Origin of the sequence: Porphyromonas canoris, from assembly GCF_000769115.1 — a bacterium.
Taxonomy (GTDB): Bacteria; Bacteroidota; Bacteroidia; order Bacteroidales; family Porphyromonadaceae; genus Porphyromonas_A; species Porphyromonas_A canoris.
Genome location: NZ_JQZV01000013.1, coordinates 650,615 through 670,567, shown reverse-complemented (window position 1 = coordinate 670,567; position 19,953 = coordinate 650,615). Strand labels below are relative to the sequence as shown.

Genomic DNA, 19,953 nt, shown 5'->3' with positions numbered 1-19,953 from the left:
TTTCAATCTATTATTGAAAATCTCAAATTCGGAAAAATTTTTTCTTCGTCCATTTGATGGGCTGTTTTCGAGTTAATTGGTGTAAAATTTAACGCCCATCTCTGTGAATAAATCCTAATGCGATTTTCTGCTCAAAAACGGCAAAAAAGAGAAGAAAACAGATAAAACACTAATTATCAACACTATAAGTAAAAATTCTAAACACGTTAATCGAATCCGGTAAACGTATTAAATGAAATCGGTAAACGTGTTCATTGAAAAATTAAACACGTTAAGCCGAAACAATATGCTCGTTTAGCGTTTTCGCTTAATAGCTATCGGAATTTCTGTTAATAAAACAGCCCGAATTTAACAATTCGGTCGTGCTCCGGAAACGACCCCTCCGATCAAAATAGAGAGCGAGAAAAAAGTGAGCATTTTTCGGGATGGAATATATAAAAATACCCTTTTCAAAAGGTTTTACAATAAGACCTATTTTTAAGCTTTCATAATGATTTAATGTTCTATTCCCGAGCAGAAATCATACCGAAAATGTGAATGATTATCACTATATTTGTGCGTTAAAGCCCTCAGATATTCAGAATGGGCTATCACGTAACAGAGAATATAAGAACAGACAATATTGCAATGGAAACAAATACGGTAGACGTACGTGCTCTGACAGAGCTTATAGAGAGAGAATCTTCATTTATCCAAGCCCTCAATAACGGGATGGGCAGAGTGATTGTAGGGCAACGCCACTTGAGAGAAAGCCTCCTGATAGGTCTGCTTGCAGATGGACACATTCTGCTGGAAGGTGTTCCCGGTCTGGCCAAAACGTTAGCCATAAAGACCCTTGCTTCTCTAATGAATGCAGATTACAGCCGTATTCAGTTCACTCCCGACCTTCTTCCTGCCGATGTTATCGGTACGCAGATATACAGCCAACGCAATGAGCAGTTCAGCGTAAAGAAGGGTCCGATATTCGCAAACCTTGTCCTTGCGGACGAGATCAACCGTGCTCCGGCAAAAGTTCAGAGTGCACTTCTGGAAGCAATGCAGGAAAAGCAGGTTACGATAGGCGAAGAGACATTCAAGCTACCCTCTCCATTCCTCGTGATGGCAACGCAAAACCCTATAGACCAAGAGGGTACTTATACTCTTCCGGAAGCGCAGAGCGACCGCTTTATGCTTAAAGTTACCGTAGGCTATCCGGACAAAGAGGAAGAAAAAGAGATTGTCAAAAGCCAGATGTTGGCGGAGCAAGAGAGCATCTCTCCGGTAGTATCCATATCGGATATTGCTCATGCAAGAGATATTGTACACCAAGTCTATATGGACGAAAAGATTCGTCAGTACATCGTGGATATTGTACACGCCACCCGCTTCCCGGCTCAAGCAGGCATCAACACCCTTTCCAACATGATAGCCAACGGAGCTTCTCCTCGTGCCAGCATCAATATGGCGTTGGCTTCCCGTGCTTATGCCTTCATCAAGAGGAGAGGATTTGTCATTCCGGAAGATGTACGTGCAGTGTGTCATGATGTTCTTCGCCACCGTATAGCGCTCTCTTACGAAGCGGAAGCGAACAACCTCAAGACAGAAGAGGTGATCAACGAAATATTGGACAAAGTTCAAGTCCCTTAACCTCGCCGCTCTATCGGTTAGATTCCCATAGAAAACCAGAGATATGTCCGAACATATTCAATTGGAAGATCTCTTACGCCGTATCCGTCGCATAGAGATAAAGACAAAAAGACTATCCAGCAACATCTTTGCGGGAGAGTATCATACCGCCTTCAAAGGACGCGGTATGGTCTTTAGCGAAGTACGAGAATACAGAGAAGGAGACGAGATAAGGGATATAGACTGGAACGTTACAGCCAGATACTCCAGACCGTTCGTCAAAGTGTTTGAAGAGGAGAGAGAGTTGACTCTGATGCTGATGGTGGATGTCTCCAACAGCGGCCTCTTCGGAACCCATGGCAGAACAAAACGGGAGCTGATAGCCGAAGTGGCAGCAACTTTGGCATTCTCCTCCATACAGAACAATGATAAAGTGGGCGTGCTGTTCTTTTCGGACAGGATAGAGAAGTTTATCCCTCCCGGAAAAGGACGGAAGCATGTCCTCCACATACTTAGTGAGATACTGACACTAAGGCCGGAAGGCAAAGGGACAAACATAGAGCACGCACTCTCTTACATCCGAAACATGATGAAGAAGCAGTGTTCCGTCTTTTTGCTGTCCGACCTCATAGATGAAAATCCCTACGAAACAGCCCTCTCTCTTATAGCAAGAAAGCATGACTTGCGAGTGATCAGGGTATATGACCGACACGAGGCGAATCTGCCCGATGTGGGTTTGGTTCGGGTGGAAGATGCGGAGACCGGAAAGATGAGAACGATAGACACATCCAACCGAAAGACCCGCGAAAGCTTTGCACGCAGATGGAAAGAGCAGACCATCGGTATAGAGACGATGCTCAACAAGTATGACATCGGACATGTAACCATGCTCACGGATGCAGACTATGTTCCGGGACTGCTACAACTGTTTGCAAAAAGATAACATAAAGCGATACGATGAACGTTTGCAAGACAAAAGATACTTTTAGACCCTGTACAAAACCGCTACTTATGCTTCTTGTACTGCTTCTCTTCTCTGTAAAAGCAGTAGCCCAAGAGCCTCTCCGTAGTACGGATAGCCGTGTGAGAGTGGTTACAAGTATAGATCCTGCCTCCATTTTGGTTGGAGAACAGAGTGTGCTGACCATCAAAGTATATACTCCCAAGGGTGCTAAAGTCAATATCAATCTGCCCGAAAATGCGCTTTTGAATGGTGTCGAGGTGCTCTCTGCCCCTGTTCTGAAAGACTCCTCAATGATCAGCGACGATATTGCAGAACGCATTTACACTGTTCCCGTTACGGCTTTCGACTCTGCCACTTACGAGGTAAAGCCTGTGGATGTGTTGGTGGACAACCAAGTCTATTCGCAAGAAGAGGCTCCCCTGCTTCAGGCTACAAACATTCCGGTAGATGTCAGCAAGCCGGATCAGTTCTTTGGCATAAAAGAGAATTGGAAAGTTCCTTTCGTGTGGAAAGACTATCTCTGGATTCTCTATCTGCTTGCAAGCTCTCTTCTATTCATTGCCGCAGTGGTTCTTCTGGTAATATACATTGCTCGAAAAAGAAAGACGGCAGTAGCTCTTCCTCCTGATATCCCCGTTACAGACCCTTATACAGAAGCGAAATCCACACTGGAAGAGCTGAGAAAAGCGGAGCTGTGGAGACAAGGTAGCGTAAAAGAGCACTACACGATACTCTCCGACACCATCAGACGCTACCTTGAAAGGACATTGGGACTATCCACAATGGATAAGACTTCTGCGGAGATCGTAGAGCAGATGTCCCTTCGCAAAGAGGTAAAGCACGAACATGTGGGAGAGCTTAGAGCATTGCTTTCCGAAGCAGATCTCGTGAAGTTTGCAAAGTATAAACCGAGCGAGTCCGAAAATATAGGATCTGTCAATGCCTCCAATAAGTTTATAGACGATCTACATGAGGAGCATAAGGCTTATATTGAAGAGCTAGCTCGTGCAGAGAAAGAAGATATGTCCAAAACAGAAAACAGATCTGAGTCATGACCTTTGCACATCCTCTATACTTCATACTCCTGTTGGCTGTCCCGGCTCTCGTGGCTCTCTATATCTACAGAGAGCGTGTAAGACCTGCAACATTTACCCTTTCTTCTTTGCGTAATCTGAAGAAGATAAAGCCGGGACTGAGAGTATCTCTCCGCCATCTGCCGATGATCTGCCTGATGTTGGCTTATACCTCCGGTGTGATAGCACTGGCAAGGCCCCGATTGTTCAACTCCAGCACGACCAGTAGTACCGAAGGGATCCATATCATGATGGCTATGGACATCTCTACAAGTATGTTGGCGGAAGACTTGCAACCCAACAGGTTTGAAGCGGCAAAAGAAGTCGCCGCGCACTTTATCAATAACAGACCCAATGATAATATCGGTCTGGTGGCTTTTGCAGCCGAAAGTTATGTGCAGTGTCCCATGACTACGGATCATGCCACCCTGCTGAACCTGCTCAATGCTCTTGAAATGGGTATCATTGATGACGGTACTGCGATAGGAGATGGACTGGCAACGGCAGTGGGAAGGCTGAAAGACTTGGATGTGGAATCCAAAGTGGTGATCATGCTAACGGATGGAGCCAACAACAGGGGGGCTTTATCGCCAAGGACTGCAACGGAAATGGCAGAAGCTCTTGGGGTAAGAGTCTATACGATAGGCGTGGGCAGCAAAGGCACTGCTCCCTATCCGGTTCAGACAATGTTCGGTCTCCAATACCAAAATATCGAGGTAGATATAGATGAACCGGCACTTCGACACATTGCAGAAAATACCGGAGGAAAATACTTTAGAGCCACCGACAACGAAGAACTTAAAGGTATATATGATGAGATAGACAAGCTGGAAAAAGTCAAAATCAAGGTCGATACTATAAAAGTACAGCGAGAACTGTTTATGCCTTTCGTATTGGGTGCTTTGTTCTTCCTCGTATTTGCTCTACTGGGACGTATAACCATCTTTAGAGTAGTACCATAAACCATTTTAGAGATATGAGATTTTTACATCCCGAAATATTGTGGCTGCTTGTTCCGATAATAGTATTGGGACTCTTCTCTCTCTATCGCATCGTTACTCTGAGAAAGAATATCAAACGGTTTGGAGAGTATGAGTTGGTTCGTCGACTAATGCCGGATCTTTCTCTCAGAAGGCGAATGAACAAAGACTTTATGCTTCTTTCGGTGGCAACACTCCTTGTTCTTGCAGCAGCTCGTCCTCAAATGGGAACCAAAGAAGAGACTATAGAAAAACGAGGTATAGAGGTAATGATCTGTTTGGACCTCTCTAACTCCATGCTCTCACAAGATGTTGCTCCGTCAAGACTCTCTATTGCAAAAAATATTGTTTCCAGATTAACGGATAAGTTGACTGAAGACAAGCTCGGACTTATCTTCTTTACCTCTTCGGCTTATGTTCAACTCCCCATTACAAATGATATAGTCTCCGGGAAGATGTTCTTGGAACACGCATCTCCGGAAATCATGCCGGATCAGGGAACAGACATAGCCAATGCTCTAAGACTTGCTTCTCGAAGTTTCTCTACATCCGAAGATGAGAAGATCGGACGCACGGTAATAGTAATCTCCGATGTGGAAGACCATTCGCAAAAAGCGGTAGACATGGCAAAAGAATTGGCTCAGAAAGGGATTGCAGTCAATATCATTGGAGTAGGATCCGATAACGGTGGTCCTATTTCAATTCCGGGAGAAGGATATGTACAGGATGCGGAAGGGCAGATGGTAATAAGCAAGGTTAATGACGAACTCGGAAAAGAATTGGCATCAGCAGGAAACGGACTTTATGTTCGTGCAACAAATGTATCTGGAGCGGTATCTGTCTTGACAAAAGCTTTGGAAAAGATGCAAAAGGCAGACTTTAAGCAGACAATCTACTCTACTTATGACGAAAAGTTTGCTTGGTTTCTTCTTCCGGCTCTTCTTCTTCTAATCGTGGAATCTATCTATCTCAACCGGAAGAACAGATGGATAAAAAGAGTGAATCTCTTCGATTCTGCAAAAAAATGAGACTAAGAAATGAGAAAGATAATACTATACATATTTGCATCCACAGTACTGGCATTCGGCTTTTCCAACACAACTTTTGCTCAAAGGAAAGTGAGACAAGAGGTTAGAAAAGGGAATAAAGCCTTCCAAAAAGAGAGCTATAACGATGCCGAGATAGCTTATCGAAAAGCTCTCTCTATCGCTCCAACAGACTCCACTGCCATGTACAATCTGGCTGCAACCCTGCTCCAAACAGAAAGAGGAGAGGAAGCTTTCGATCTGTATAAAAGATTAACGGAAGTGGTAAAGAGAGGCAACAGTTCTGCCGATGTGCATCACAATATCGGGGTAATGCTCATGGCTCAGAAGAAGTATGCAGAGGCAATAGAGCTTTACAAGGAAAGCCTGCGAGCAAGACCGACAGACAACGATACCCGATACAATCTCATCCTTGCACAAAAGCTCTTGCAACAAGAGAATAAGGGCGGAGGAGAAAACCAGGATAAGAATCAGGAACAACAAGATAAGAAGGAGCAAAATCAGAATAAGGAGAAACCCAACGAGGATCAGCAAGAGAACGATAAGAGAGATCGCGCTCAAGAAAAACCCTCAGAGGCTCAGGAGAAGATGTCTAAAGATAATGCCGAAAAAATCCTGAAAGCTTTCCTTGAAGATGAGAAGAAAACTCAAGAGAAGGTAAACAAAGCTCAAAGTCAGCACGCAAACAGAAAGCGAGCAGATAAAAACTGGTAAGCATTTGACTCATGAACAGATATTATACCCGAATGCTACAATGGGGTCTTACCATTGTTCTTTTATTGACAACGACCATAGCTGTATCACAGAATGGAACTTCCGGTAAAAGCCTAAAGCTTTCCGTTGATGTCGAGTCCGCACCACGTGTTGGAGAGCCATTCAAAGTCTCTTTTACGATTGATGCAAAAGCAAGAGGAATAAAGTTGGGAAGCTTAGATCCTTCCTTGAAAATCATATTAGGTCCATCCATTGCATCGGGAGAAAGACAGATTATATCCAATGGGAAAAGAGAGTCTTCCTCTTTCTCTTCGTTCTCATACATGATTATGGCAGAAAAAGAAGGGACATTTAAGATCCCGGCAGCCTCTGTCAAGGTCGGTTCTGCTACTTATAACTCGGCGGTTCAAACATTCAAAGTCTTTCCGGCAGATACTAAAAAAGGCTCGGAAACAACAGCTGCAGACGGATCGACAAAGCATATAGACTTGAATAAGGGAGTGTTTTTCAAGCTTATCTTATCCAAGACAACCATGTATGAACAAGAGGGTTTCCTTGCCTCTTTCAAGATATATTCCCTGTATGATTTCAGCTTTAACGATGTAAAGTTTCCGGAATTCGATGGTTTTCTTTCCCAATCTATCGAAAGTCCCGGACAGATTCAGCTCACGCCAGAACAGTATAACGGACGACTTTATCTCACCGGTATCATAAAACAGTTCTTCCTAACTCCTCAAAGATCAGGGGAACTTATTATTCCGGTTGGGAAATTCGACTTGACCGTATCCGTTCCCGTCCAAAGAGCTCAAGATGATATGGATGCAATATTCGGGAATTATCTGGGATCTTATCAGAATATCGAGAAAACTTTTAGCTCTCAAGCAACACGAATAAAGGTCAAACCTCTTCCGATACCCGTTCCGGAAGGATTCAATGGAGCCATAGGACAGTTCAGCATGGACGCGTCCGCTCCTCTGTCTGTAATTAAATCGGGAGAAAGTTATAAGATTGTCGTAAAAGTTTCTGGGAAAGGCAACCTGAAGTTGATGGATATACCCAAACCTGTATTCCCTACAGACTTTGAAGTGTACGACCCTCAAGAAAATCAGGATATCACGATCTCCGAATCGGGTGCTTCGGGACAGAGAGAAGTCTCATACTTTGCCGTTCCTCGCTCTCAAGGCGATTATACCATACCGGCAATACGTTTGGTTTACTTCGATCCGGCTCAAGGTCAGTACAAGACAATCTCCTCCAAGCCTTTCAAGCTTCATGTCGATAAAGGGGATGGTACTCAGGTAGCATCTGTATCCAATTTCACACAGAACGAAGATGCTTCAATACTCAGCACGGATATCCATTATATTAAAAAACTACCTTCCAAAGCTCATACATTACCCTCTCGAAACAGGATAGGGTACATCCTCTCCTATATTGCCATCGTCCTATTGACAATAGCGATATTCTTTATACTCCGATCAAAGAACAACGAAAAGACAGATAATGTGGCTTATCGCAGTAAAAGAGCAGGCAGTGTCGCAAGAAAATGGCTAAAGCAAGCAGAAGAAAGTCTAAAGAGAGGAGATTCCGACGAATATTATGAGACACTGCTTAGAGGTATGGTAGATTACCTTGGAAGCAAGCTAAATATCCCCATGTCCACATGGAGCAAAGAGACTGCGGAGGAGAAACTTTTAAGTTTTGGAGCATCAAAGGAGCTCCAACAAGAGACTGTCAGCCTGCTTTCTCAGCTTGAGTTCAGTCGCTATGCACAAGATCAGTCTATCTCCCAACGGGAAGAGCTGTACAGACAGTGCGTTTCACTTATCGGACAAATCGAAGAAATAAAAAAGAGATGAAGCATACCTATATACTCCATGTTCGTTCAATGCTGCTCATGATCCTGCTCTGTCTTCCGACGTTAGGAGCAAAGGCGCAGCAAGAAATGCTTATTGATGAAGCGAATACCGCATATTCACAGACCGACTTTGAGAAAGCGATAGAGATTTATACCCAAATCATCGAATCCGAAGCAACGCCTACCGCAGAGTTGTATTACAATCTTGGTTGTGCTTATTTCAAGAGCGGAGATATTGGGAGAGCTATTCTGAACTTTGAGCGAACGCTAAGACTAAAACCCGGAGATAAGGATGCTCTACACAATCTCAAGATTGCTCAAAGCCGCACATTGGACAAAATCGTGGACACGGAAACTCCTTTTGTGTACAAGATCCTTGACAGTATAGCTCTCTCGGCACAGATCTCCACGTGGATGATACTGGCTCTTCTCTTCTTTTTGGGAGTCTGCATCTTGGGGATCCTCTTCTTTTTCAAGAATGGTTTGCCTCTGCAAAAGAGACTGTTCTTTTACGGAGCAATTCTCTCCCTGGCTCTCACTCTTGTTTTTAACCTTCTTGCATGGCGAGCATCGGTGGTAATCTACGATGAAACCAAAGCCATCATCACGACAGAAGTGGTTACTCTCAAAAGTTCACCGGACAATGCTTCGGAAAATCTATCCATCATTCACAACGGGATAAAAGTTACCTGGCTTCAAGAGCTTAACGGCTACACGGAAGTTTCGCTTCCGGATGGAACAAGAGGCTGGCTGAAAAGCTCGGATATAGAACAGATATTACCTTCCAACCTTATACAAAGCAACTAAACACCCGGCTACGATGATAGAACAATTGGTTCCATTAGAACAGGATCTCTTTCTTTGGTTAAACAGTCTGCATACTCCATATTTGGATGGAGTGATGTACATGATATCCGATAAATTTCCATGGATCTTTATTGGTGCCATCTATCTTTTCCTTGTGTGTTACAAGCAAAACTACAAAGAGGTACTGCTGCTCATTCTGGCACTCTCCCTGCTTATTCTCATAGGAGATCAACTCTCTTCACATATTATTAAGCCTTGGGTGGGACGTCTTCGCCCCTCTCATCATCCGCTGACGGCAGACCTGGTACACACTGTACTCGACTATCGAGGCGGTAGATATGGTTTTATCTCCGGGCATAGCACCAACTTTCTATCCTTTGCCTGCTTTACCGCACTGCTTTGGCGCAACCGTTTTTACAGCATCATAGCCATTCTTACCGGGCTTACCGTTGCCTATTCAAGGATCTATCTTGGCGTACACTTTATTACGGATGTCATTCCGGGCATAGCAGCCGGTGTTGCCATCGCATTTCTCGTTTATGCCATATACATCTTCCTGAGAAAACGAGTAATGAAGCTCTCCTCCCAAGAGGCAAAGATCCCCTACATTCAGCCGTCCGGCATGACCAAAGTATTCGGATATATGTTGCTGTTATTCTACATCGGGCTTTGGACAGTCTCTCCCATATTATTCCCCCTTTACTATTAGTATCATGCCATGAAACCTTATCTCAATCTGCTACAAGAGGTACTTGATACCGGAACTCGAAAAGAAGACAGAACCGGAACCGGCACTATCAGTTCCTTTGGACATCAGATGAAGTTTGATCTGAAAGAGGGATTTCCCCTTGTTACCACAAAGAAGCTGCACCTCAAGTCTATCATACACGAGCTGCTTTGGTTTATCAAAGGAGACACCAATGTAAAATATCTGCAAGACAATGATGTTCGCATCTGGAATGAGTGGGCTGATAAAAATGGAGATCTCGGACCAATTTATGGCAAACAGTGGCGCAAATGGAGAGATTATAATGGTGGAGAGATAGACCAACTTGCAGAAGCCGTACGAGATATTAAAGAGAATCCTCAAAGCAGACGCATCATCGTATCATCCTGGAATGTTTCCGATCTTCCCGATATGAAGTTGCCCCCCTGCCATGCCTTCTTCCAGTTTTACGTTTCCGGTAACGAACTGAGCTTGCAGCTCTATCAGCGGAGTGCAGATCTGTTCTTGGGCGTTCCTTTCAACATCGCCTCCTATGCGCTTCTTCTCTGTATGGTCGCACAGGTTACAGGGCTGACACCTCGCTACTTCGTACACACATTGGGAGATGCACACATCTATCTGAACCATTTGGAGCAGGTAAAGCTTCAGCTCTCCAGAGATCCTTATCCTCTTCCTACCCTTCGTCTCAATCCGGAAATAAAAGAGTTGGATCGGTTTACTTTTGAAGACATATCAATAGAACACTATATCTCACATCCCACAATAAAAGGAGACGTTGCAGTATGAAGAATGAACACTCCCCTCTCGTATCGATGATTGTAGCCATGGGGCTGAACAGAGAGATAGGACAACAAGGAGATATGCCTTGGGGACGCTCTCTCCGTGCCGACCTTGCCTTCTTCAAGCAGACAACGTTAGGGCATCCTATCATCATGGGACGAAAAACTTTTGAAAGTTTGCCCAATGGAGCATTACCCGGAAGAAGGAATATCATACTCACTCGCTCCAAAGATTATACAGCTCCATCTTGTGAGATAGTACATTCGATAGAAGAAGCAATATCTGTTTGCAAGGACGAAAAGGAGCTGTTCTTCATCGGAGGTGCAGACATATTCAAGCAAGCTTTTCCTCTGACCGATACGCTGTACATCACAGAAGTGGATGCCACTTTCGACCAAGCAGATACTTTTATGCCCCCTCTATCGGACGAATGGACGGAAGTATCTGCTGTTCATCATCCGAAAGACGATAAAAATCACTACAATATCACGTTCCGTAAATTCTTACGCAAGCAATAACTGCACAACAGACTCATTACCCAAAATGGCACAACACACTACAAGACATTGGTGGAAGTCTATCATCTCTTTCCTGATGGTTCTTTTCACCATGCCACTCGGTCATGCTCTCATGGCCATAATGGAACACCTGCTTGTTCCACCGTATCTGCACTATGCCTCTTTCTCTTTAGGTTTTGTCGGGCTTCTTATGGTAATCTTTGGAGTATTCGCAACCGGAGATACAAGACAAACTTTGTGGGGCTTCTTCGGAGGACTGCTCTTCTGGACCGGATGGGTAGAGTTCATATTCGTTTACTATGCCCAACGCTTCGGCGTACAAGCCGAGATCGTGAATGGAGAAGTGGTTACCAGACCCGAATACCTCATTCTTCCTGCCACTTTTGGGCTATGGGCTATGTTCATGGTGCTTTATCTGTTCAGCGTTAAGACGGGATGTAACTTTATCAACTGGTGGCAAAGAGTCCTTTTCAGAGGGAAGAAAAACGACATTGTTGTACGTCCGATGACCAGACATACCTCTATCGTAACCTTCATGGAGCTCAATATGATGCTCTGGTCATGCTATCTGCTGCTCATGTTCTGCTACGATGATCACTTTTTAGGAGAGTATCATCCCGTCACTTGGATCGTGTTTGCCGTATGTCTTATAGGCTCTCTATTCATGTTCAAAAAGCAGCTGAAGTTTGGATCCTGGGGTGCCAATATTCGCTTCTCGATAGCCACGGTCATCGTTTTTTGGACTGCCGTAGAAATTCTCGGACGGGTAGAGTTTTTCAAAGAATTTTGGACAGATCCACTCTCCCACCGCATGGAGATGATTCTTATCCTGCTACTCTTTGTTGGATTGGCGGTATATCTATGGATCAAGAGCGTAGCAAAAAAGAAAGAAACACTCCGGTCTCAAGAAGAGAGTAGCAGTTAGAACACTGCGCTCTCAATACCGAATCAAATAAGAAATGGTCTCGTCCCGATAACATTACAATAGTTATCGGGACGAGGCTTTTCTATAAAATGACGTTCAGAGGGCTGAAACAAGTTCGGCTTCCGTATTCCATACCTGCACAGGTTCGGGATTAAACAAAAAACAGATGGTTGTACGGCTATCGGTTTTCTGCAAGACTACTTTTTCTGAACCTTTATAAAGACTCTTCTTAACCCGTTCATATCTCTTCCTGAACAGATTAAGAAAAGAGATTCAAGGCTTGATGATCACAAATGAAGAGTTGATTTGCACAAATCGAACCATGAAAACCGGTGGTCGAGTCGTGCTTTGTACTCTTGAATAGCTTTACGCTCTTTTCTTAATACGTTCAAATATTTTTCTGAACGGCTTTATTTTGAAAACTTTCCTCTTTTAAGACGAAAAGAGATCAAACAGACACAACAAAAACAGCCAATTACCAGATCATTCAGATTCCGATAATTGGCTGTTGAGATTATATAGACGAAGCCGTTATGGCTTCCTATAAGCTGATATTAAGGAGTTACCTCTGCTTACTGCTCGCCATACCAAGAGGCATACATCTGATAGTTTGCAGCGATCTTCTTATTCATTTCGGTGGCTTGCTCTATTGCCACCTCTTTGATAAACTTAGCCGGCGAACCTGCATACAACGCTCCGGGAGGGATCTGAGTGCCACTAAGCACTACGCTGCCTGCGGCAACAATTGCTCCGGATCCGACCACAGCATGATCCATAACGATGGCTCCCATTCCGATAAGGGCGCCCTCTTCGATGGTTGCTCCGTGAATGATTGCATTATGACCTATGGAGACGTTGTCTTTTATTATGCTCACAGATTTCTGATAGAGCGTATGCACCACCGCGCCATCCTGGATATTGACATTGTTACCTATTCTGATACTGTTTACATCACCGCGTAAAACAGTACCGAACCATATACTGCATCCCTCTCCCATCTCTACATCTCCCACAACTACCGCATTGGTAGCAAGGAAACAACTCTCCGGGATCTTGGGGGTAAAGCCTCTGACGGTCTGTACTATTGCCATACTCTTCTATGTTTTACTCAAGCAGAGAGCGGAGCAGTCTTGGCTTTTAGCCATGCCGACTCTTCTGCGGTCAGTGAAGGACTAACCTCTGCATAAACCTGTGATTGGTAATCGTTGTACCACTTGATCTCTTCGGGAGTCATAAGAGAGACATCTACCAGATTGTTGTCCAAGTAGCACATTGTGAGCGTATCGAACGCGTAGAATGAGCCAAACTCGGTCTCTTTGTATGGAACACAGAGGATAAGGTTCTCTATACGTATTCCGTACTCTCCTGCAATGTAGAGTCCCGGCTCGTTGCTGGTGAAGCAGCCAAGCTCAAGAAGGGCAGGATTTTCGTCCATACGGATATTTTGAGGGCCTTCATGAACGTTGAGGAAGTGTCCCACGCCGTGTCCCGTTCCGTGTCCGTAGTTTTGACACACATCCCATAGAGCTTTACGCGCCAAGATGTCCAGCTGCGAACCTCTTGTTCCTTGAGGGAAGATAGCTCTTGCGATAGCGATGTGCCCTTTCAGTACACGGGTATAGTCTGCTTTCTGACGAGCCGTAGGGTTGCCATCCAAAGAGACTGTTCGGGTAATATCCGTAGTTCCGTCGCGATACTGACCGCCGGAGTCCAGCAGCAAGATACCTTTCTTCTCTACTCTCTTACAGCTATCTTTCTGTGCGCTGTAATGCACAATGGCTCCATTGCCGTTATATCCGCAAATGGTGGAGAAGCTATCGCTCACATAAAGATCTCCCTGCGCTCTGAACTCTGCCAGCTTAACTCCAATTTCATATTCCGAAGGCGTTCCCCCTGCATTCAACACTTTTTCCAGCCAGATAAAGAAACGAGTGAGAGCTACCCCGTCTCGCTGCATCGCCTTACGGTATCCTTCCACTTCCACTGCGTTTTTGATCGCTTTCAGACGAGTGATGGCAGAGGTCTTTATCACTCTTGGTGTGTGCGCCGGGATGGATTTGAACAAAGCGTAATTCGTTCTTGCATTATCGAGCAGTACCACCTCTTCTGCCGTAAGACCGGTAACATCCTTGTAGATGTCATTGTATGTACGCACCATTACACCGGCTTCGGATAGAGAGGCTTGCAGTTCGGCAGGTATCTTACCCTCCATTGTATAGATGTATGCAGCCTTTGGTGTAACAAGACCGTAAGCTATACCCACCGGGTTGTAAAGCACATCAGTGCCTCTTACATTGAAAAGCCAGGCAATCTCATCAAGCATGGTGATAATGCAAGAGTTGGCTCCATCTGCAAGAAGAGTCTTTCTAAGCAGAGAAAGTTTATCTGCAACAGACATTCCCGCATACTTTAGAGGCTGCTCGTAGAAAGGAAACATCGGGAGAGTGGCAGGCTCTTCGTGCAAAGGTGCTATAAGATCTTTGTTCCACACAACCTCTATACCGTAAGGAGCAAGGGCATTTTGCGTACCCAATGCTTCTGCTGCCGACATGGATTTTCCGAAAAATCCCACTCTGCGGATAGTGGCTTTATGATCTCTGATATATTCAGGAATGGTTGGCGTAGCAGGCATTCCCATCTTGTAAAGCTCAATGGTGGTTCCTTTCAACTGCTCCGAGCCTTGCAAAAAGTAGCGAGAGTCTGTCCACAATCCTGCATGATCTGCGGTAACCATCACTGTTCCGGCAGAACCGTTAAAGGAAGAGATCCACTCTCTATCCTTCCAACATTGTGGGGGATATTCGCTCAAGTGATGATCCGAACTCGGAATGATGTAGGCATCTATTCCTTCCTTTTTCATGCTCTCTCTTAAACGAGAAAGTCTGTTTATAATGATTTGCTTGTCCATGTTTATTGAATTTGTTTGGTATTTGTCTATCTGTGTGAGTCTCTAAGGAGATCATTGATGGTCTTTACCGGATTGAATGTTTCGGCAGGCACTTCCACAAATGCGGTGTTCCACCCTGCCATTGCGCCATTCCAAAGTCCGGGAAGTTCGAGAGCCTTTAATCTCTCTCCGCCTTTGCTCTTTTCCGCAATAAATCCGGTGTTTTCATCTATAAACGCAGTAAGGTCAAAGAATTTTCCCTGATAATCTTTGATACTGCAAACTATATCTACGGGATTGAAGTGTGTACCCGATAAAAGGAGCTTTTGGCCTTCTTCTGTAGAGGTGTCTATTTGTGTTCCTTCCAAGATCTGAAGGGATGTGGTTCCATCCTCATGCTCGATAATATAAGGCCCGCCACCGGGTTCCCCCTCATTTTTTACCATTCCGCATATACGAATGGGACGGTTGAGTTTCTCGCGGATGATTCTTACCGCATCTTCCGGATGCAGTCCCTCAATATTTATATCCACCGAGAAGTAGCGATAAAGCAGATCTCTTGCCTGCTCGATGGTATCACGAGAGATGCGTCCCTTGGTCAAACTCTCCATCAGACGATAAACCTTGTTGCGAAGAAAGACCAGGAAGCCGCCCAGTACTTTCTTATAAATCACCGTCTCGCACTTATGATGATCGGGCACTACATTATCTATATTCTTGATGAAAATAATATCCGCATCTATTTCGTTCAGGTTCTGAATGAGAGCACCATGTCCGCCGGGACGAAATACGAGTCTGCCCGTTTTCGGATCCCTTAAAGGCTGATTGTCCATATCCACTGCAATGGTGTCCGTTTCCTTTTTCTGGATGCTGTATGAGATATTGTAGTTTACGGAATAGTGCTCCTCCATGAGAGTTTTCTTCTGATTCATCAGCTCATTGAACGGTGCTATATGTTCGGGAGAAAGAGTAAAATGCAGATGTACATCGCCTTGAAGATCCTTTGCATACATTGCTCCCTCTGCAAGATGCTCTTCTGCCGCTGTTCTGTTTCCATCCTTATACTTATGAAAAAGGAGAAGAGCCTTCGGAAGATTTCCGTAATTGAGTCCCTTTTCTTCTATCAGATAAGATATGACTTTACGATACTCTCCCTGTGCCAACATTCTTGTACAGGTCTTAAACTCGTTTTTCAGACAAACACTATTGAGTGCATCGAAAAATGCAAAGAGATGAATCTGATCCAGAACCGACTTCACAGAATCCGGAAGCTCTTCCATGCTGCACTCCTGAGGGTTTGAAAGCACCTCGTACAGCTCTTTGAACATCCGGGAAGCGGCTCCGGAAGCAGGAATAAACTTTATAATCTTCTTCCCGGAAGAAGATTGTGCCTTGCTCCACTCTTCTAAATACTTAACCTGTTCCTCTTTTGACAGTCTTGTAATGCCGTCTCCTACCGTGGCGGATCGTAATACCTTGAGATAAGGAAAGCCATTTGTAAGACGTTTGATCTGCTTCTCTATTTCTTTAAGAGAGAGTCCTTGCTCTTCGATCTGAAGCAAGTCTTCTTGCGTTAAGTAATCAGGGATTTGCATAGGTCGTTTCTACTGTTTTTACACTCCTACAAATATAGACAGAACCAAGAAGAAAACCTAATTATAAACCGGTTCTTAACAGAGCTTATCGGGCATTATCCTCTGCTTATTCTTACTTTACCAGAGAGCATAATGCAAAGAGACCGCTTGAGCATGATGCTCAGGCGGTCTCTTCTATGATTAAGTATGTTGCGTTGTTGCAACTCTTCGGGTTCTCCGGTCTTATTTTTCCTCGAAACGAGCAGTAAAGAAGCGGAGTTGCTTCGGTTCATAAACGAAACGCAGACCCTTGATGTCCTCTTTGTGTTTGAAGAGTTTGATCACTGCATCCGCTACAAGATCCATATGCTTATAAGTGTAAACACGACGAGGAATAGTAAGACGAACAGTTTCGAGCTTAGGTCTGTGATTTTCTCCGGTCTTAACATCTCTACCGGCAGACACGATACCACGTTCCATTGCACGTACACCACCTTCCACGTAAAGGTTGGCAGCAAGACTTTGTGCAGGGAAATCGTCTTGTGTCAAATGCGGACAGAAGCGTCTTGCATCCAAGAATACAGCATGACCTCCAATAGGTTGTATCACAGGAATACCTGCTTCAATAAGACGCTGACCAAGATAACGCACTTGCAATACACGGTGTTGGATGTACTCGAACTGCATACTTTCGCGAAGACCGATAGCCATAGCTTCCATGTCGCGTCCTGCCATCCCCCCGTAAGAAGGCATACCCTCGTAAACAACAACCAATTCTTTTGCACTTTGGAAAAGCTCTTCGTCGTTCATACAAAGGAATCCACCGATGTTCACAAGACAGTCTTTCTTACCACTCATGGTACAACCATCTGCATAGCTAAACATTTCGTGAACAATCTCTTTGATGCTTTTATCTGCAAAGCCCTCTTCTTGTTCTTTGATGAAATAAGCATTTTCAACGCAGCGAGTAGCATCGTAGAACACCTTGATGCCATGCTTTTGTGTAAGTTCTCTCACTGCTCTCATGTTCTTCATGGAAACAGGCTGTCCACCTGCCAAGTTCACCGTTACAGCTAAACAAACATAAGCAATGTTTTCAGCGCCTTTTTCCTGAATAAGCTTCTCTAACTTCTCCAAGCAGATATCTCCCTTAAATGGGATTTCAAGACCGGCATCGTGAGCTTCATCTCTGATGATATCAACGAAGATACCGCCATTTCTTTCTTGGTGATAGCGAGTGGTGGTGAAGTACATATTACCAGGCACATATTGTCCCGGCTTAATAGCGATCTGGCTCAACAAGTTTTCCGCACCTCTGCCTTGGTGAGTAGGCACAACATGCTTGAAACCAAAAAGCTCTTGTACGGTAGCCTCCAAGTGATGGAAGTTTTTACTACCGGCATAAGCCTCATCACCGATCATCATACCTGCCCATTGCTTATCGCTCATTGCGTTTGTTCCACTGTCGGTAAGCAGGTCGATGTAAACATCTTCACTGTTGATAAGGAAAGTATTGTACCCTGCTTCACGGATTACACGTTCACGTTCTTCACGTGTATTCATTTTCACGGTTTCTACCGCTTTTATTCTAAATGGCTCCGCAGGAAAGTTTTTTAAATCCATAATAAATGATTTGAAATAGTTAATAATGAATCTGGACAAATATACACAAAGATTTCATATCTTAGCAGTCTCTTACAGAGAAAATCACTTAATACTTACAGAAGAAATATGAACCACGAAAAAATCGAAAAAGCAGGCTTTGCAACAAAAGCTATTCACGGAGGATCAGAAAAAAATGCCTACGGAGCACTTGCAACACCGATCTTTCAAACCTCAACATTTGTATTCGACTCGGCAGAACAAGGAGGAGCTCGCTTTGCCTTGGAAGAACCGGGATATATTTACTCTCGATTAGGAAACCCATCCTGCACCAAGGTAGAGAAGAAACTCGCTCTGCTCGAAGGCGCAGAGGCAGCAATGTCCACCGCATCAGGTATAGGAGCAGTAACTTCTGCTATTTGGATACTGGTACAGACCGGAGATCACATTGTGGCACACAGGACTCTTTATGGCTGTACACATGCTTACTTCACTCACGGTCTGTCCAGATACGGAATAGAAGTAACTTATGTGGACATGAGAGACCCGCAAGAGGTTGCCAAAGCAATGCGCCCGAATACCAAAGTGGTATATCTTGAAAGCCCTGCAAACCCTAATATGGATATGATAGACATTGCCGCCGTGGCAGAGATAGCCCACCGCCAAGAAGGCGTACAGGTGATGGTGGATAACACTTACTGTACCCCTTACATCTGTCGTCCATTGGAACATGGTGCGGACATCATTATCCACTCTGCCACCAAGTATCTTAACGGACACGGAGATGTCATAGCCGGATTTGTTGTCGGAAAAGAGGAGTACATCAATCAGGTACGACTATTGGGAGTAAAAGACCTTACCGGTGCATCGCTCAGCCCATTTGACGCATTCCTTATAGACAGAGGTATGAAGACTCTTCCGATACGAGTGGAAAAGCATAGTGCAAACGCACAAAAGGTTGCCGAGTTCCTCGAAAAGCATCCACAGGTTTCATCCATCTCATATCCGGGACTCGAAAGTTTCCCTCAAAGAGATCTGGTAAAGAAATATATGTCTCTTCCGGGAGGCATGATCTCGTTTGAACTCAAAGGAGGAATGGATGCCGGAAAGAAACTTATCAATGCAATGCAGATGTGCAAAGTGGCAGTGAGTCTTGGAGATGCGGAAACGCTTATCCAACACCCTGCCAGCATGACCCACTCTCCATACACACCGGAAGAGAGAGCCATGGCAAATATTTCGGACGGACTGGTAAGACTCTCCGTTGGTCTTGAAGATGCAGAAGATATCATAGCCGATCTCAAGCAAGGATTGGATGCGCTTTAACAGGTGATAACAGCCACATCGCGAAGACACTATGATAAGGGGAAAAACGCTCCCCGATGAAAATCATAACTCAATGGGAACTCCTTCCTCCATGCAAGCTCACAGCAACACTCCTTGCTGTGAGCTTGTTGTTTGTGGATCCTCTTCTTCTTTGATGGATTTTATCTCAAAAAACCGACGGATTGGCAAGCAATGACGAAGATATAAAAAGAAGCCTCTTTCCATAATCGTATCTTCCGAAAACGAGAAAGAAAATATGCCGTTCAGAGCGAAATTTTTATATAAATCCGAATCAGGGAAATCAGGCTCTCCTTTCCCCTCTCGTCTCCTCTCTTCTCCTATCAAAAAGAAGAAGAATGAAGATAAAACACACCATATCAACAGATTATAAAACCAGCCCAATCTGAGAAAAAAACACGTTAATCGAATCCGGTAAACGTGTTTAATGAAATCACTAAACGTGTTCATTGAAAAATTAAACACGTTTAGCCGACAAAATATGCTCGTTTACTGTTTTGGCTTAACGAGTATCGGAATTTGTGTTAATAAAACAGCCTGAATTTAACA

17 protein-coding genes are annotated in these 19,953 nt (G+C 44.4%); 13 read left to right on the top strand and 4 right to left on the bottom strand.

Going from position 1 to position 19,953, the window contains the following annotated elements:
• Window positions 1-627 precede the first annotated feature (627 nt).
• The 12 genes from HQ43_RS07905 to HQ43_RS07845 all read left to right on the top strand — a co-directional run bounded on the left by HQ43_RS07905 (window position 628) and on the right by HQ43_RS07845 (window position 11,997).
• Entirely contained in the window at window positions 628-1,626 is a 999-nt protein-coding gene (locus tag HQ43_RS07905) for an AAA family ATPase (protein WP_036792814.1), read from the top strand.
• 55 nt (window positions 1,627-1,681) lie between these two features.
• A complete protein-coding gene (locus tag HQ43_RS07900) occupies window positions 1,682-2,548 on the top strand; it encodes a DUF58 domain-containing protein (RefSeq protein WP_036792812.1) in 867 nt (288 codons plus the stop codon).
• Between the two features lie 68 nt (window positions 2,549-2,616).
• Window positions 2,617-3,624, top strand: coding sequence for a hypothetical protein (locus tag HQ43_RS07895; protein WP_036791909.1), 1,008 nt, complete (start codon window positions 2,617-2,619; stop codon window positions 3,622-3,624).
• Complete coding sequence (locus HQ43_RS07890; RefSeq protein WP_036791906.1) at window positions 3,621-4,604, top strand: vWA domain-containing protein; 984 nt, start codon at window positions 3,621-3,623, stop codon at window positions 4,602-4,604. Before HQ43_RS07895 ends, HQ43_RS07890 begins: the two co-directional genes overlap by 4 nt.
• A 14-nt stretch (window positions 4,605-4,618) precedes the next feature.
• Window positions 4,619-5,650 carry a vWA domain-containing protein gene (locus tag HQ43_RS07885; RefSeq protein ID WP_036791903.1) on the top strand — a complete coding sequence of 344 codons (1,032 nt, stop codon included), beginning with the start codon at window positions 4,619-4,621 and terminating at the stop codon, window positions 5,648-5,650.
• Between the two features lie 9 nt (window positions 5,651-5,659).
• Window positions 5,660-6,382 carry a tetratricopeptide repeat protein gene (locus HQ43_RS07880; protein ID WP_036791900.1) on the top strand — a complete coding sequence of 241 codons (723 nt, stop codon included), beginning with the start codon at window positions 5,660-5,662 and terminating at the stop codon, window positions 6,380-6,382.
• 11 nt (window positions 6,383-6,393) lie between these two features.
• Window positions 6,394-8,241 carry a BatD family protein gene (locus tag HQ43_RS07870; protein ID WP_081964572.1) on the top strand — a complete coding sequence of 616 codons (1,848 nt, stop codon included), beginning with the start codon at window positions 6,394-6,396 and terminating at the stop codon, window positions 8,239-8,241.
• Window positions 8,238-9,047 carry a tetratricopeptide repeat protein gene (locus tag HQ43_RS07865; RefSeq protein WP_052103153.1) on the top strand — a complete coding sequence of 270 codons (810 nt, stop codon included), beginning with the start codon at window positions 8,238-8,240 and terminating at the stop codon, window positions 9,045-9,047. Before HQ43_RS07870 ends, HQ43_RS07865 begins: the two co-directional genes overlap by 4 nt.
• Window positions 9,048-9,060: 13 nt before the next feature.
• Entirely contained in the window at window positions 9,061-9,756 is a 696-nt protein-coding gene (locus tag HQ43_RS07860; RefSeq protein WP_036791891.1) for a phosphatase PAP2 family protein, read from the top strand.
• A gap of 9 nt (window positions 9,757-9,765) precedes the next feature.
• The gene (locus tag HQ43_RS07855) at window positions 9,766-10,560 is read left to right on the top strand and encodes a thymidylate synthase (RefSeq protein WP_036791888.1); all 795 of its coding nucleotides are present in this window, start codon (window positions 9,766-9,768) and stop codon (window positions 10,558-10,560) included.
• The gene (locus HQ43_RS07850) at window positions 10,557-11,072 is read left to right on the top strand and encodes a dihydrofolate reductase (protein WP_036791886.1); all 516 of its coding nucleotides are present in this window, start codon (window positions 10,557-10,559) and stop codon (window positions 11,070-11,072) included. The genes HQ43_RS07855 and HQ43_RS07850 overlap by 4 nt, the downstream gene beginning before the upstream one ends.
• 25 nt (window positions 11,073-11,097) lie before the next feature.
• Window positions 11,098-11,997: a hypothetical protein gene (locus HQ43_RS07845; protein ID WP_036791883.1), complete on the top strand. Its 900-nt coding sequence runs from the start codon at window positions 11,098-11,100 to the stop codon at window positions 11,995-11,997.
• 572 nt (window positions 11,998-12,569) lie between these two features.
• Here the strand turns inward: HQ43_RS07845 and HQ43_RS07840 are convergent.
• The 4 genes from HQ43_RS07840 to HQ43_RS07825 all read right to left on the bottom strand — a co-directional run bounded on the left by HQ43_RS07840 (window position 12,570) and on the right by HQ43_RS07825 (window position 18,081).
• Window positions 12,570-13,088, bottom strand: a complete 519-nt coding sequence (locus tag HQ43_RS07840) for a gamma carbonic anhydrase family protein (protein ID WP_036791880.1) — start codon at window positions 13,086-13,088, stop codon at window positions 12,570-12,572.
• 17 nt (window positions 13,089-13,105) lie between these two features.
• Window positions 13,106-14,905, bottom strand: coding sequence for an aminopeptidase P family protein (locus HQ43_RS07835; protein WP_036791877.1), 1,800 nt, complete (start codon window positions 14,903-14,905; stop codon window positions 13,106-13,108).
• Window positions 14,906-14,931: 26 nt separating this feature from the next.
• Window positions 14,932-16,479, bottom strand: coding sequence for a DUF4301 family protein (locus tag HQ43_RS07830; protein WP_036791875.1), 1,548 nt, complete (start codon window positions 16,477-16,479; stop codon window positions 14,932-14,934).
• A 222-nt stretch (window positions 16,480-16,701) separates the two neighbouring features.
• On the bottom strand, window positions 16,702-18,081 hold the full coding sequence (locus tag HQ43_RS07825) for a tyrosine phenol-lyase (RefSeq protein ID WP_036791873.1): 1,380 nt from the start codon (window positions 18,079-18,081) through the stop codon (window positions 16,702-16,704).
• 108 nt (window positions 18,082-18,189) lie between these two features.
• On the opposite strand from HQ43_RS07825, the gene megL reads away from it, so the two are divergent.
• A complete protein-coding gene (gene megL, locus HQ43_RS07820; RefSeq protein ID WP_036791870.1) occupies window positions 18,190-19,386 on the top strand; it encodes a methionine gamma-lyase in 1,197 nt (398 codons plus the stop codon).
• Window positions 19,387-19,953 lie beyond the last annotated feature (567 nt).